Here is a 15,634-nt window from a genome sequence, read left to right as displayed (position 1 = left end):
GCTTTGTTCATTAGCTTTATTATGTATTTTGTTTTTAAAGTACAATCGGATAGTAAATATGATAATGATTTGGTAGTCGAAGAATATTACAAACATGATGTGCATTTTCAAGACGAAATGGCTCGCATTCAAAATGCTCATGATTTGAAAAATAAACCAGAAATTAAAGTTGATGCTAATGGCCTTAGCATTGCATTTCCAGTTGAGTTTACTCCAAAAGATATCAAAGGAACCGTTTTGCTTTATAGACCGTCTAATAAGAAATTTGACTTTAAATTACCTCTTACATTTACGGATTCAGCTTCGTTGTTTGTGCCAAAAAACAAACTCATTGGTGGCGAATGGTATGTAAATATGGAATGGCAATATCAAGGAAAACCGTATTTGACTAAAGAGAAGATTTACGTGAAGTAGATTTACGATATACGATATACGCAATGATCGCAATATTGCCATCCCGAAGGACGAGGGAACTTAATATTCAAAGCACTAACAACTAAGGACTAATAAAAATGCTCTACTCCGCCTTTCTTTTCGGATTGATAAGTAGTTTTCACTGTATTGGGATGTGTGGCCCTATTGCCATGATGTTGCCTGTGGATCGCAATCATCAAGAGAAAAAGGTTGTTCAAATTATGACTTATCATTTGGGCAGATTAACAGCTTATAGCAGTATTGGATTGGTATTTGGATTGTTGGGCAAAGGGTTTTTTCTAGCGGGAATTCAGCAGCAATTATCTATTTTTATTGGAGTGGCGATGATTTTAGTGATTCTGATACCTGAAAAAACGTTAGCTCAGTATAATTTTTCGAAGCCAGTTTATAGATTGATTTCAAAAATGAAGCAAAAGCTGGGAAGCCATTTCAAAAATAAAAGTTTAAAATCTCTTTTTATAATTGGTTTACTCAATGGATTCTTGCCTTGCGGAATGGTTTATGTGGCTCTATTTGGGGCTATTGCTATGCAAAGTGCTGGTTTTGGAGTTTTATACATGTTGCTTTTTGGATTAGGAACTGTGCCTTTAATGAGTACTGTCGTGTATATGAATTCATTTATTACGATTCCAATTCGGAACAGGATTCAGAAAATAATTCCTTATGTGGGAGTTGCGATAGGAGTGTTGTTTATTCTTAGAGGACTCGGACTTGGCATCCCTTATGTTTCTCCTTCCAACATGAGTTTATTTATACAAGAAAAAGCCAATTGTCATTAATTGCCTTTTTTTGAGGAGCTTTAACTTCTGTTTTCTGTGTTAAGTTGTTTCTTCAGGATAAACCAGCACTGGAATAGTTGCGCTGTTGCCTGGTGTGCCATTTTCTCTGCAATTAGAACGGTTTTTGTTTTACTATACGAAATTCTTTTTGCTCTTCGCCTCTTTTAATTCGAAGTGAGATTTCTTTTTCTGTTCTTAAAATGTTATTGAGATTAAAATAACTGTCACAGAGTGTAAGTTCGCTTAAATGCCTACCATTAATATTTATAATTTCGTCATTCAATAATAATCCGACTTTTTGAGCATTTAGTCCATTAAAAAGTTTGCTAACATAGATTTTACTACCGTCCAGGTTTATATTAAAACCAAAAGTTTCAAAATCATTTTCTGTGTCAGAATAAGGCGTCAATATTAATTCTTCGTCTTTGAAGTTAAGTGTTACGATAAAATATTTTGTCAATTCTGAACCAATTAAATTGTAGTTATTTGATTTGGAATAATAAGCAACTTTATTTTTTAGTTCAGATTTTCCAATCTTTAGGTTTTTTAATAAAGTGACATAAGTCTTTTCTCTTACAATACCATTTGCACTTATATTTCCTTCGCCTTCTATTGTCAATATATTGGTTGGTTTTATGGAAGAAGCAGTTTTTTCAGTTAATGATATTAGCCCACCATAACCAAAGTCTAACATAAACCTTTCTTGCTTCCCATTAATCATAAGCTTCAAAAAAGGATTCAAAGTTTTATCTAGTTCTATTTTAATTTTTTCGCTTTTGTCAAGATTGGGCATGTTTGCAAGATTATCAGATACTCTAATTACAGATTTTCTATAATCAATTTGCCATACAGCTTCACGAATTACACTCTTACCAATTAATCCTCCATTGGTGTAACAATTAATAACTGGTGAAAATGAAAAATCAAAATTAAAAACACCAACGTTTTCAAACTGTGCTTTGCCAATTTGCAATAAAGGAACTTTTGAAAGTTTTATTTTTGATTTTATTTTATTAGAACTTCCAACCTCCACTTCCATAAGTGATAGAAGGTTTGCGTTTTCCATAATTTTGGAAGTTACTGTGTTATAACCACCTGTGTCGAAAATATATTCATACGAGCTGTAATCTATTTTTACTTGAATTGTGAAATACCCTAATTTCTCACTAAAAGTAATTTCATCGTAGAAATTTCTTGAAGCCAATTTGGCAGAATTAGCAATAGAAAGTTGTTCTTTTGCACTTTGCCCAAATACAAAAGTTTTTGTCAAAAGCAGAGTAAAAATAATTGTAATTGTTATACGTCTCATTTATGAAAGGTTGTGTTGTTAGGCATTGGCAGGCAACGTCCACGCGCTACAAGCAGTTTGGGGACTAAATTAAGCCCATTCTTCGGATTTGCCACTCGAGTGATAGCAAACAGGCGAAGCAAATCATCCAAATATAAAACCATCTTTTCATTAAGTCTATTGTCCAAAACTTTTGTAATTGTTAGTGGTTTGTTGTATTATTGGTGTAAACAATTTCCATTGGCCCTCAGTGATAACTTCGACCGAATCATCCGTAACTTTAAGAGCAGTCTGGTCGTCAATTGCGTAAACAGGAACGGAGAGTCTAGAGGCCCATTTTTCAGCGTTACTTAATGAGGCGTCGAGATGGTTCTCATTTTCAAAGTGTGGTATTATAGTGAAATTGGTTAGTCCCATACCGTTTGCAATAAGGAGTGTCATGATGAATTCTCCTTTGTCCGAGGAAAAAACGATTTCCTCTGATGTCAAAGGTTTGCCAGCACATGATCGAGCCGAACTATATGTCTCGGCGAAGATAGAGGCGACTGTAATACTACCGGCACTGACGCCAACATATACAAGCTTGTCAAGAAGGGAGGGCAAAAGTTCAGTAAGTCCTGATTCCTGCATCCAATAGCTGAGAAAAAGAGGGTCACCACCCCAAACAAGCAGGACATCTGCTTCCATGAGAGAGGGTAGCCATGTTTCCCTATCAATGCTGGGGAGTACACTCAATTCCAGTATTCCCAACGACTTCCAACCCAATTGACACATGCGTGGTGCTGCTTCTCCGCCGATAGGATTCCAAGCGTAACGCTGACCATACGGGAACGGGTATACGCCTGTCGGAACAAACAAAGCATTAGCCTCAGTTAATGGCTTGCCTAAGAGTTCAACCAATGCATTGTGAATACTTTTGTTACTAATACCTGATGAAGTTAAAAGAAGTTTCATTTGTCATGATGCTAAAATTATTTTCAATTGTCCATTACATAAGAGTATAGTAGACCTGAATTATTTCTTAATATAATTGCTAATATTCTATTGATAAGTAGTTTAGAACTAAATTAATTCTTATTTTCAAATTTTCCACTCTAGTCCAATAATTATTGAGACGAACAGGCGAAGCAAATCATTCCAAATACAAAACTAGCTTCCCATTAAGCTAATTGCTCAAATTATTGAAAAAGTTGGAACGGAATTCCATACTAGAAAAATAACTGACATATAGCCCTTTCAAAAGTTGTGAATAACTTTACGATGCTTTACATAGCAGTAGCTGTTGGTAGTAGTTATTTATTTCTTGTTTGTCCATTTCCACCATTCGTTCGCTATGTTGTCCCAATTAAATTTGTCATAATCTGGTTGTCCTGATTCTGTTAATGGGAAAAAATTATGTTCTAGTCCAATGTATGATTTGAATGTAAAATTTTTCTTTTGTTGTCTAATCATTTCAACTCTTAAATAGTCGTTGTATGGTGAACTATAATCTTTTGTTCCATAACATACTAAAATAGGAATTGTCAATTTTTGCAAATATTGAATTGGTGGAATTGAAAAGTCGTATGTAGCTTTATAAGTGTCACCATTTGTGTCGTCAAAATTGTTTTTATTTTCTACAACTTGTTTCCAATAATCAAATTGTTTTTCTGCAAATCTTGTGCTGTCTGTATCAGCTTCAATCATTCTATCTTGCTCAATGATTGACAAAATGCGACCTAATGGATTACCACTTGAATAAATCAAATGTGTTATTTTAGTCGTTTTTGTTGCAAGTTTTGAAGCAATTGTACTTCCTTCAGAATGTCCTGCAACAACTAATTTGTTTGTATTTACATAAGGTAGTTTTTGTAATATTTCAATAACTTTTAAATTTCTGTCAACGTAATAATCCAAATAGTTTTTGTCTGAATATTTTTTCGGTGTTTTATGAGTAAGACTGTCTTCATAACACATATTTCTACCTAATTTTTTTAAGTCTACAATTAAAGGAATGTTAGGTTTTCCAATAATTACGATATGAAAATCTTTTTCTAAACTATCAGTTCTAAAAGGGAAAACACCATAAGCTCCTTGGTCGTCATATTTTATTAAAGGTTGTGGCAAACTACCTTGACAAAAGAAAAAAATTGGTTTCTTTTTTAGTTCCTCTCCCTTTTTTGATTTTATTAAAATGTCAACTTTGTCACCATTAAATATTGTCTGAATATGTCTGAAACCAAAGTCTTCTGCTTTTTTTGTTTGAGCAAATAATTGTGTTGATAAAAAAAACATCAAAATGTAAATGAGTGTCTTCATAAAAATCTAGCTAACTTTTTTAATATTATAAAAATCAATAGTTTATATTTTAAAATATTTGTCTAAATTTTCACTTTCTTCCGTTAGCTGTAGGAGTTAATTTAGGCGTAAATATGTGCAATAACTGCCAACGTTCTGGTACTACAGCGGGTTTGGGACTAAATTAAGCCCATTCTTCGGATTTGCCACTCGAGCGATAGCGAACAGGCGAAGCAAATCATCTCAAATACAAAACCATCTTCAAATTAAGCCAAATGCCCAGCTTCTTGTAGCGTGTGTTAGCACTAGTTTTTATTCTTCGATTAGGAATTCAGAAATCTGTTTGAACATATCGGGAATTTTGTTTTTCATTACATCCCAAACGATTGCATAATTAACTCCCATATACTCATGAATTAATCTGTCTCTCATTCCAGCCATATTCTTCCATTGAATTGTATTCCATTTTACTTTGATGTCGGCAGGGATTTTCTTTGTAGCTTCTCCAATAATTTCCAAACTTCTAACTACAGCGCGTTTCAAAGTTTCGTCCTCTAAGAAATCTTCGTATAACAAGTTTTCACTAACAGAAATTATGTATGAGCATTCGTCTTGAATATGTCTTATATATTCTTTAGGATCTTTAGACATATTGAACTTCATTTAAGATTTTCGGGCCAATATACGGACTTAGCCCATTTTTGGTTACAACTTCGATTTTTTCGTTTTCGAATATTTTTTCAAATAAATCGTAAACAGCCATATAATTGTCAAAGTTTTCTTTTTCAGGTTCAAAATCAATTAGTAAATCTATATCACTTTCACTTGACTGTTCATTACGAATGTATGAACCAAATAAGCCAACATTTCGAATTCCAAATTTCGAAAGCTTTGGCTTATTAGATTTCAGTGTTTTCAATATGTTATCTTTAGTAGTCATTTGAAACTTTTTTTTCAAATATACAAAAGTTTGTCTTCTGAAAACTGTTGTGGAGAAAATTACTGCCAACGTTCTTGCGCTACAAGCAGTTTGGGATTAAATTATGCCTTATCTTCGGATTTGCCAAATCTTCCGAATACAAACATTTTTCAATTAAGCCGATTGCCCAAATTGCTTGTAGCGTGTGTTGGCAGTAGTTTTTCTTATTTATTATTTACCATATTTATAAAACTTAAATCATTATCGAATGAAATATCATTTTCAAATCGGTATCTAGTATTAATATAATGTTTTATTGAATTCTGAAAATTGTTTTGTTCATCTTCAATTATTTTTTCAATATTGTTAAATCTTTTCCAATAATTAATTCTTGAATTTAAAATCTCATTAAGACTATTTTGGCAAACCAAACATATTCCATTATGGACTGCAATTTTTCCACAAATTGTACATGATTTTAGATTAAAAAATAAATCATGTATATAATCATAATTTTTGGGTGATATTTTTTCTTTAGGGATGAATTTTAAAAGGTGGAAAAAATTAATATCTATTCTGCTATCAAGATATAAATTTTCAAAATCGACATTAATTTCAAGTTCATATTTTGATCCATAGTTTGGAATAGTTAGATTAATATTTTTTACTTGATTCCACTCAAAATATTTTGGTTCAAGTTTATCATTTATTAATAGAAAATATTTAAACCCTTTTTTTGATATCTCACTGATAGTATATCGGTTTTCTATTTTGTTTATCCAACATTTATTACATATATTCTCAATCCAATATGTAGTTTGGTCACTAAAAACATTTTCATCGCTTCCACATGTTGAACATAAGCTATCAATTATCTTAGTATATTTGTGAATAATCTCTTTTAGACTAATATTTGAGGTTTCTATATCACAAACAAAATTGCCATATTTTTCTTTTGATTTGATAGGTATATTTAAATTCCAACCATTTATGATTAATTCAGAAAACATATTTCTCAATTCTTTTTGCCATCCGAAATCAAAAGAGCTAACAAAAAGTTCTGTGAAAAAATCTATATTGTCAAAATCAATTTTAATTTTTCTGTCGTTTAATATAATTTTTGCTGTTTCAATATAAATATCCGGGTAACTAAACTTTTGAATAGTTGTTAATTTAATTAAATAGTCATCATCAAAAACTTTTAATGAATCATATACTTTTTTAACTTCTTCTCTCATTTTAACTACAATTTACTCAAAATTACTGCCAACTAGTATATAAACGATACAAATCTTCGTATATCCATTCAAAAGCGGTAGATTAACGAAAATCATATTTTTTGATCATTTACCTCAAATATAGAAATTAAAAGTTAGAAAACCAGTCCAGCATGTTTTACACTCTGTCTAGTAAAATAGACTTCGAAGACAAAATAATATTTAATATGGACGTGGGCTGTCCTTTGCTTGCTTTGGATTCTTAATTTAATATTCGAAGTTGTTTTGCTTTCTTCAGATGTTTTTAATAACAAAAATGCAAAAAGTCTCTCCATTAGCCCCGATAGCAGTGGAAATCCTTTTGTGCCGGGGTTCGGCACAAAAGATTGAAACGTATAGCGGGTTCCATGTTTCCTGAAAATGCCAAATGTTTGTGCTCCTTATTTTTATAATTTTAAATAATCTCTTAAAGCGATTGATGGAGCAGTTAAGTTTTCAAACTGTCTAATTATCGAATTGACACAATTTTTAAATATTAAATCGTCATTGAAAACAATGCTGTATCGGGCGCTTTTCTTTTTAATCGTAAATCGAATGCCATGCAAATATTTCGCACGTATGCTTTTCCTTCCTCTGTGACTTGGATTTTGTTTTTGTCTAATACCAACAATCCATCCTTTTCCATTTCTTTCAATTGAGTCAAAATTTCGGGGATTTCCGGAACATAATTGGCAGGATCTTCCCAGCTGGTTTCAAATTGGCACATTAGATTCAGAATGTGTTTTCTAATGATAAGATCTTCGGTGGTTAAGAGATGTCCTCGATAAATTGGCAATTTATCTTGTTCCAGAATTTTGTAATATTCTTCGATAGTTTTAACGTTTTGGGCAAAACTATACCAACTGTCGCTGATTGAAGAAACGCCCAGTCCAATCATCAATTGCGTTTTGGACGAGCTGTAGCCCATGAAGTTTCTATGTAGTTTTTTATTGGTAAATGAATGGTAAAGGCTGTCTGATTTTACGGCAAAATGATCCATACCAATTTCGTGATACTCATTTTCGAAAAGTAATTCTTTTCCAACTTCGTATAATTTTCTTTTGGTTTCATCTTTCGGAATATCTTCGTCATGAAAACCTCGTTGCCCATTTCCTTTTATCCAAGGCACGTGAGCGTAACTGTAAAACGCTAATCGGTCGGGTTGTAAAGAGTTGGTTTTTTCGATGGTATCGATGATGTTTTCAACTTCTTGAAACGGCAGACCAAAAATAATGTCATGCCCAATAGAGGTATAACCGATTTCTTTTGCCCAAAAAGTTACTTTGGCAACATTATGGAAAGACTGTATCCTGTTGATGGCTTTTTGCACTTTTGGGGTATAATCCTGAACTCCAAAGCTGACTCTTCTAAAGCCTAAATCATATAATTTTTGTAAATGAGCATGCGTGGTATTATTCGGATGCCCTTCAAAACTGAATTCGTAGTCCTCTGCTTTATCGGCATGGGCGAATATCCCGTTTATTAAATTTTCAAGGCTTTTTATAGAGAAAAAAGTTGGTGTTCCGCCACCCAAATGAATTTCTTTAATTTTAGGTTTCTTGTCTAAAATTTCGCAATAGAGATTCCATTCTTTTAAAACAGCTTCTATATATGGATTTTCTACGTCGTGGTTTTTGGTAATACGTTTATTGCAGCCACAAAAAGTGCACAAACTTTCGCAAAAAGGCAAATGGATATACAGACTAATGCCTTCTGTACTATTACTTTCGCTAAAGGATTTTTTTAGGGTTTCAATCCAGATTCCATCTGCAAATCCTGATTCATCCCAATATGGAACTGTAGGGTAACTTGTGTAACGAGGTCCAGGAACGTTATATTTTTGAATTAGTGAGGGTTTCATAGTTTTGAATTTTATTGAAGAGTCAAAAATATAGCGACTTTTTAATAATTAAAATGACAATTATCATATTCATTAATAGTTATTTACAAACAGAGAGGTACATATGAACCTCTCTGTTAATTAAACTTATTTGCTGATGCAATCGTTAATTGCTGTAACCCATTTTTCTGCAAGTCTGTGATCTTCATAGAGACAGTTAAAGTCCAAAAGATGATTGTCAATATTATAAATCGGGATTAATTCTTTTTTCATCGTGTCTTTGTGGACCAATTCTATTTTGACAGTAGCGATAGTGCCTAATCTGCTCTGAGTTGTAACTGATAAATCACACAACAAAATGTTTTTTAAATCGATAAAATATACCGTTTCTTCTTTGTAACTGAAATCAATAAACAGAAAGCCTTTATTTTCTTTGTCAATAGATAAAATTTTCTTGTTTTGAGTTTCGGATATTTCAAAGTTGTACTGATTGTTTTGACTGTATTGTTGCTTTATCTGTTTTACTTTTGCTTTATTCAAAACGTTGGAGCGAAATACTAAAGTTATCGGAATAGCGATTAATATTGTAATTGCAAGGCCTATGATTGTTACGGATGTATCCATTTTTTATTTTTTTTTGATAATATATAATGATTTGTCTTCTCGCTTCGTATTGAAACAAGAGAGATTTAAAAGTTGCTTTAACTTTTATAAGCGGAATCCAACTATAGAATTACCAAAAATAATGGAAGGGAAAAAGTAATATAGAAACGCCATTATATCTGTCAATATCTTGGTCTGACAGAAATATTTTATGGGTTATATTCCTTAAAATTGTTAAGGATTGAAGCTCTGAAGGGTAGTGGGCAATGCCGGCAGGAACTCGGTTGGTGTGTTTTAAATCTAATGTTCCTCGACTAATCGTTGGTTGAACAAACTCTGAGGCACTTAAACTTTCTTTGCTAAATTTGGTATTGCTTTCTTTTTGTAAAGAAACTTTTTGTAAAGAAACCATTGCATTGCGGTTTGCATTATGTGCAAATCCAAGCTGGACAAATAATCCAACTAGTACAATAAATTTCCAAAAGTTTTTCATGTGCCAAATTTAGAGAATTGGTTTAGGAAATGCCTACTTAATGTGCTAAATGAAAGTTAAAAATCACAGTTTTAGATGCCTTATTTTAAATTAAAAAGCCTCAAACTTATGAAAATTTGAGGCTTTGAATTTGTTAAAATTTAAATCTATTCTTGTTGACCTAAATTTCTAAGTTGTTTTAGTTTTTCTTTCCAAACATCAAGACTTTCTTTGTGAATAGCAATGTTTTTGCGAACTTCTAACACGATTGAATTTTCTTTTTTAGCATTTTTTGTATTGGTAAAAAACTGGATGTTATTCTCCAATTGGAAAATTTCGTTTTGTACTTCTTCAATTTTTCGCATTAAGAAAATCTTCTCGTTATCTAGTTTGCGGGTATCATTACTTTCTGAAAGATTCTCCATTCTGTTAGAAAAACGCATCATCTCGGTATCTTTTTTGCTCAAGCTTAATTTTTCGAACAATGCATCCAGAATTTTGTTGAATTTACCTTCGATATGTCTTCTTGGGAATGGAACTTTACCAAAACCTTTCCAAGTTTCTATATGCAATTTGATTGCGTCTAGATCTGTTTTGTGATCTCCGGTCAACTGGAATTCTCTTAGTTTTTCCAAGTATGCTTTCTTTTTGTCAAATGCTTCTACTTCTTCAACGTTTTCAACACTTTTGTGTTCTTTTAATTTGTCGAAATAGTGATTGCAAGCTTCTCTGAATTCATTCCAGATTTTGTCAGAGTATTTTCTTGGCACATGACCAATTTTTTTCCAATCTTCCTGAATTTGCTTCATGATTGGTGTAGTATTTGCAAAATCTTCGCTTTCTTGTAATTCTTTGGCTTTTTTAACCAAAGCAATCTTTTTATTAAGATTATCGTTTTGGTCTTTTTTGATGTCTTTATAAAAAGAATTTTTAAAGCTGTTAAAGTTTCTTACAGCAGTTTTGAACGCTGCCCAAGTTGCTTCGTTTACATCGGCTGGAACTTTTCCTGCAGCGAAAAATGCTGTACGTAATGCTTCCACTTTTTCAATTTGAACTAACCATTGTGAATGAGCATTTACTTTTTCAGTCGCTAAAACTTCAATTTGAGCGATGATTTGTTTTTTCTTTTCCAGATTTTCAAGCTCGGTTCCTCTTTGGTTTTCAAACAAAACTTCACGTTTATCGTGCATTTTTTTTGTTAATTCGCTAAATTGGTTCCAAATTTCATCGCGGTGTTCTCTGGAAACTGGTCCAATTTCTTCTTTCCAAATACGGTGAAGATCCTGAAGTTCTCTAAAGGCTTTATTTACATCGGCTTCTTTTAATAATTCTTCAACACGAGCAATTATTTTTTGCTTTTGTTCCAAATTGTATTTGAAATCGATATCTCTTGCTTCTCTATCCAAATGCAGATAATCATAGAAGTTTTCTACATGAAAATGGTAATTATTCCAAACGTGATTGTATTTGTCTTTCGGAATTGAACCTGCATTTTTCCATCTTTCTCTTAATTCATTAAAATGATTTAAGGTGTCTTTGATGTTGGTTTGCGGATTTATTAACTCTTTCAATTCTTCTACAATAGCTAATCGAACCTCTAGGTTTGATTTTAAATTAGATTGTAAACTTTTGAAATGAGCGTTTTTATTTTCTCTGTAAATGTTATAATACTGATCAAATTTCGATTTTAAAGGGAAATGATACTGAAATTCTTCATTAGGATCTTGATTTTCCAGATTAAATTCTTCTCTTTTCTCCTCAATAAGATGGTTATATTTTGCTAAAAATGCTTTTCGAATTTCTTCAACATGCTCCTTAATAGACATTACTTTTTCATTTGTAACCAAATTTTTCAATTCGTTTACAAGTTCATCCATTGGTAATGCTTCATAATCAAGCAACGGAATATCGTGGCGCTCCTTTAATGTTTCATCTTCGCTTTCTTCAGCATTTGTCTCAGCTATGGCATCGATTACGGTTTGCTTTTCATCAGCTACAGCTTCCTCAACTGGAATTTCTGTATTTTCTTCGGCAACTGAATCGCTGATTTCATTTTCTTCTACTAAAGGCGCTTCAGATTGAATTGTTTCTTGCAATTCGCTTACTGTTTTTCCGTCTGTCTCATTTTCGTTAAGAGCCAGGTTGTCGTTCTTTTCTTCTAACATTTTGTGAATGTTTAAGGTTTCTAATTATTTAATGCGAAAGATACTAAAGGTGCGTCAAAATACAAAATAAAACTTTTGAATATGAGCATGTTTTAAAGGTAATTCTTTCTTTTAAACCCTTATTTGAATTCTTTCTTGTTTATAAACTCGTTTTTATAAGTTTCTTAATAGAGTTGATGATTACTTAAAATAGTGAATTCATGGTTTAAGATAAAAAGATAAAATTTAAAGTGTTGTGGATTCCTTTCAAATTCGTAGTTTGGTTTACTATTTCAAATATAAAATTCATACAATCAAAGCACTATGAAAAATGCTACCAAGATTTTAATTATTCTTTTTGGATTGACTGCTTGTGTTGGCGGCAAAAATGTGTCAACTTCAGCTGCTAGTTCAGTGAATACAATTAATTCCCAGCATACTGAAAGCACTCAAAAACTTATTGATTATAAAAGTTATTCCGTTGCCAGGATTGATAATTGTGGTCAAAGCACAGCTGCTGATTCTAAAACTTTCAGTCTTTTTCCGGGATCAAATAATGGAGTGAAAAATCAAAGTTTTTCTGATCTGAATTTTAGCAACTGGAATCACACAACTAATGGGAATGCGACAGAATGGAGTAATTTAAAAATGGATGGTAGTAATTATAATTTCAGCGATAGTGTAAAAGTAGATAGTAGCTGTAACAATGCTCAAACGTTTCATATGATACTATTGAAGAAAATTGCCAATTGGGATCATCAACACTCGAATGGTTTTGAATGTAATATTCTCGCTCAGGGCTATAAATTTGGCGATATAGAAAATATTGTATTTGATTTGAAAATTAACAGCGCTAAGACCAACATCCCAAGTATAAGCAGCATAAAAACTACTTATGCAAAATATGTCAGCAATGCTGTCGTTGACGCTTTAGATGAAGGCAAAATCAACATTGGGATTACACTTGGCGACAACACAAATTTGAATGCTTCGATTATTATTCAATTGGATCAGGAAGATCTAAGTGACAAATGGATTCGTGTAACAATCCCAATGAACAAATTGGCATTCTATCAGGAAATTAATTATAAAAAGACTCCTAAAACCCAAGAAGATTTGCGTAATGTAGTTATCAATCGTATGTTGATAGTTGGCGAAACTAAAAGTGGTTCTACTCTGCGAGGAAATATTAATTCCTGGAACAATAACATTCCAGAAACTTTTAAAGAGATGGATTTAAGCTTTAAAAAAATCGAATTGCAATTGAAGTAATCTTATATAAAAAAAACAGGGCGGTGAATTTCTTCATCGCCCGTTTTTTTATTTATTTATTCCAAATCTTCCAAGCTTTTTCTGCTTGAAAAATAAGCATATCTAAACCGTTTTTAATTTTTGCTCCTCGCTCTTTCGCTTTCCTGAGAAATGCAGTTTCGGCAGGATTATAAATTAAGTCGTAAGCGATATGTTTCTCCGTAAAATATTCATACGGAATAGGAGGAAAAGCATCAACATTCGGGCTCGTTCCGACAGGCGTACAATTGATAATAATTTGATAATTATCAAAACTAGTTGCATTGATGCGTTGATAGTCAATACAGTTTTCTTTAGCTTCACGAGATACGAATGTATAAGCGATATCTAGTTTATCTAATGCAAAAGCAACTCCTTTTGAAGCACCGCCAGTTCCTAAAATTAAAGCTTTTTTATGATGAGGTTCTAATAATGGTTCCAATGATTTTTGAAAACCAAAGTAATCAGTGTTGTATCCTTTTAATTTTCCTTTTTTAGTGAATTTTATTGTGTTTACAGCTCCAATTTCAGCTGCGTTTTTTGATAATTTATCCAAGAATGGTAACACAGCTTCTTTGTAAGGAATTGTAACGTTCATTCCGTTAAGGTCAGGATTGTTTTTTACTAATTCAGTAAAATAATTAATATCCGGGATGTCAAAATTTTCATAGCTACAACCTTCAAAATGTTCTTTACTGAATTTTTCTGTGAAATATCCTTTTGAAAAAGAATAACTGATATTACGACCTAATAAACCAAAACGTCTTTTTAAAACTTCAATCATTATTGTTTGTTATGTTTGTCAATATAATTTCGAACCATTTTCTTTTCCCAAACAACAGGAAATAAATCTTCTAGGAGAATATAATTTTCAGGATTCAAACGCAAAGCATTGCTTAAATGGAATTTAGCCTTGATATTGTCTGAAATCATAAAATACAATCCTGCTAATCGGTACTCAACTTCATTTTCTTCTGGGAAATATTCTGAAGCTTGTAATAATGTTTGAATAGCACTTTCAAATTCTCCCAAAAATTGAAGAATATCTACCCAAAATAACCAGGTATCAAGTTGATAATCTCCAAATTCTACTGCTTTTCTATATCCGAATTCGGCTTCTTCAAACAAGTTCATTTGTTTGTTAATGGCTGCAAATCGTTTCCAGTATAATTTGTTTTGGTTGTCGATAGCTATTGCTTTATTTACAAAAAATAATGCTTTTTGATAGTTTTTTTGACGTACATAAAAATCGGTAATTGCAATCCAGCCTTTATCCAACAAAGGATCTTGATGAACCGTTTTGTTGAAATATTTAAGTGCTAAAACTTTATTACCTAATTTTTCGTAGCATTTTCCTATTCTAAGCAATGCATAGGAAGTGGCATCATCTAGTTCCAATGTTCTATTGTAACTTTCAATTGCTAAATCATATTTTTTTAGGCGTTCCAAAGCTTTTGCTTTTTCCATAAAAGCACCAAGAAATTCTTCGTCGATCAGGGTGGCATAATCAAAAGCACGAATGGCACTTTCATATTCTTTAATGCCATAATATAAGCGACCTAATTGATGCCAAGCGATTTCGCTGTATGGATTTTTGTTGATGTATTTGTTTAAATAAGCAATTGCTTCTTCATTTTGATCTAAAAATTCAAAACAATATACCACATTGTACAAAGCAGATTGATCTTCAAAATCTTCTTCAAGACATTTGATGAAATTCTCTTTAGCCAATTCGAGATTGTCCATAAAAAGATATTCCATACCGATTAAGTTGTAAACATCGGCATAGTCGTCAGTGTATTGTAAAGCTATTTTAAGCATCTCAACAGCCTTTTCGTGTTGATCTCTTTTGGAACAAATATTAGCTTTTTGAATATAAATCTCTTCGTTTGTAGGTTCAATGGCAAATAACTCATTCAATAACTTTTCTGCTATTTCGAGTTTGTCATCATAAATTAGCATCTCTACCTGGACTAATTTAAGCCCACTCGATCTCGGATGTTGTTCCAATGCTAATTTTAATGCTTTTTTGGCCAATGCAGACTTGCCCATATCGAGATAATGAAGAATGATTTCTTCAAATTCTTCGGAGTCAAAAAAGAGTACTTTGTTGGTTTTCAACATAGACTCAAATTTGGATAGGGATAAGTTATAATCTTCTTCTTCGTTGCTTAATTGCATACTATCTGTTTTAAATTATCCTTTAATAAAATTAGGAAAACGTATTGTTTATATGAGGAAGAATTCTATTTGTTGTGAACAATTTAATTAACATGTTTTTTAATTTCAAAATCAATTTCAAATTCAAAAAACTATAATTTTTTTTAATTA

15 protein-coding genes are annotated in these 15,634 nt (G+C 32.0%); 3 read left to right on the top strand and 12 right to left on the bottom strand.

Annotated features, from left to right (window positions below; all coding sequences use genetic code 11):
* The coding region (locus VLC96_RS01795) for a FixH family protein (protein ID WP_325260336.1) at positions 1-414 on the top strand (414 nt) is incomplete at its 5' end.
* 98 nt (positions 415-512) lie between these two features.
* Positions 513-1,214: a sulfite exporter TauE/SafE family protein gene (locus VLC96_RS01790; protein ID WP_325260335.1), complete on the top strand. Its 702-nt coding sequence runs from the start codon at positions 513-515 to the stop codon at positions 1,212-1,214.
* A gap of 112 nt (positions 1,215-1,326) precedes the next feature.
* Here the strand turns inward: VLC96_RS01790 and VLC96_RS01785 are convergent, their stop codons facing one another.
* The 10 genes from VLC96_RS01785 to VLC96_RS01740 all read right to left on the bottom strand — a co-directional run bounded on the left by VLC96_RS01785 (position 1,327) and on the right by VLC96_RS01740 (position 12,034).
* The gene (locus VLC96_RS01785) at positions 1,327-2,523 is read right to left on the bottom strand and encodes a hypothetical protein (protein ID WP_325260334.1); all 1,197 of its coding nucleotides are present in this window, start codon (positions 2,521-2,523) and stop codon (positions 1,327-1,329) included.
* A gap of 156 nt (positions 2,524-2,679) precedes the next feature.
* A complete protein-coding gene (locus VLC96_RS01780; RefSeq protein WP_325260333.1) occupies positions 2,680-3,456 on the bottom strand; it encodes a Type 1 glutamine amidotransferase-like domain-containing protein in 777 nt (258 codons plus the stop codon).
* A gap of 342 nt (positions 3,457-3,798) precedes the next feature.
* Complete coding sequence (locus VLC96_RS01775; RefSeq protein WP_325260332.1) at positions 3,799-4,800, bottom strand: acyl-CoA thioester hydrolase/BAAT C-terminal domain-containing protein; 1,002 nt, start codon at positions 4,798-4,800, stop codon at positions 3,799-3,801.
* A 291-nt stretch (positions 4,801-5,091) separates the two neighbouring features.
* On the bottom strand, positions 5,092-5,430 hold the full coding sequence (locus tag VLC96_RS01770; RefSeq protein ID WP_325260331.1) for a HepT-like ribonuclease domain-containing protein: 339 nt from the start codon (positions 5,428-5,430) through the stop codon (positions 5,092-5,094).
* Positions 5,423-5,719, bottom strand: a complete 297-nt coding sequence (locus VLC96_RS01765; RefSeq protein ID WP_325260330.1) for a nucleotidyltransferase family protein — start codon at positions 5,717-5,719, stop codon at positions 5,423-5,425. Before VLC96_RS01765 ends, VLC96_RS01770 begins: the two co-directional genes overlap by 8 nt.
* A gap of 203 nt (positions 5,720-5,922) precedes the next feature.
* The gene (locus VLC96_RS01760) at positions 5,923-6,936 is read right to left on the bottom strand and encodes a hypothetical protein (RefSeq protein WP_325260329.1); all 1,014 of its coding nucleotides are present in this window, start codon (positions 6,934-6,936) and stop codon (positions 5,923-5,925) included.
* A gap of 514 nt (positions 6,937-7,450) precedes the next feature.
* Entirely contained in the window at positions 7,451-8,815 is a 1,365-nt protein-coding gene (gene hemN, locus VLC96_RS01755; RefSeq protein WP_325260328.1) for an oxygen-independent coproporphyrinogen III oxidase, read from the bottom strand.
* Between the two features lie 126 nt (positions 8,816-8,941).
* Positions 8,942-9,418 (bottom strand): hypothetical protein, encoded by a 477-nt coding sequence (locus VLC96_RS01750; RefSeq protein ID WP_325260327.1) that lies wholly within the window; start codon positions 9,416-9,418, stop codon positions 8,942-8,944.
* A gap of 109 nt (positions 9,419-9,527) precedes the next feature.
* Entirely contained in the window at positions 9,528-9,890 is a 363-nt protein-coding gene (locus VLC96_RS01745) for a hypothetical protein (protein WP_325260326.1), read from the bottom strand.
* Between the two features lie 146 nt (positions 9,891-10,036).
* Positions 10,037-12,034 (bottom strand): DUF349 domain-containing protein, encoded by a 1,998-nt coding sequence (locus tag VLC96_RS01740; RefSeq protein ID WP_325260325.1) that lies wholly within the window; start codon positions 12,032-12,034, stop codon positions 10,037-10,039.
* A gap of 303 nt (positions 12,035-12,337) precedes the next feature.
* Between VLC96_RS01740 and VLC96_RS01735 the strand changes: the two genes are divergently transcribed.
* Positions 12,338-13,285, top strand: a complete 948-nt coding sequence (locus tag VLC96_RS01735) for a hypothetical protein (protein WP_325260324.1) — start codon at positions 12,338-12,340, stop codon at positions 13,283-13,285.
* Positions 13,286-13,337: 52 nt separating this feature from the next.
* Here VLC96_RS01735 and VLC96_RS01730 read toward each other — a convergent pair whose 3' ends face one another.
* Entirely contained in the window at positions 13,338-14,087 is a 750-nt protein-coding gene (locus tag VLC96_RS01730; RefSeq protein ID WP_325260323.1) for a shikimate dehydrogenase family protein, read from the bottom strand.
* Positions 14,087-15,484, bottom strand: coding sequence for a tetratricopeptide repeat protein (locus VLC96_RS01725; RefSeq protein ID WP_325260322.1), 1,398 nt, complete (start codon positions 15,482-15,484; stop codon positions 14,087-14,089). The genes VLC96_RS01730 and VLC96_RS01725 overlap by 1 nt, the downstream gene beginning before the upstream one ends.
* Positions 15,485-15,634 lie beyond the last annotated feature (150 nt).

Origin of the sequence: Flavobacterium sp. (genome assembly GCF_035456085.1) — a bacterium.
GTDB lineage: Bacteria > Bacteroidota > Bacteroidia > Flavobacteriales > Flavobacteriaceae > Flavobacterium.
The sequence above is the reverse complement of the archived record's forward strand: the minus strand, read 5'-3'. Positions and strand labels throughout refer to the sequence as shown.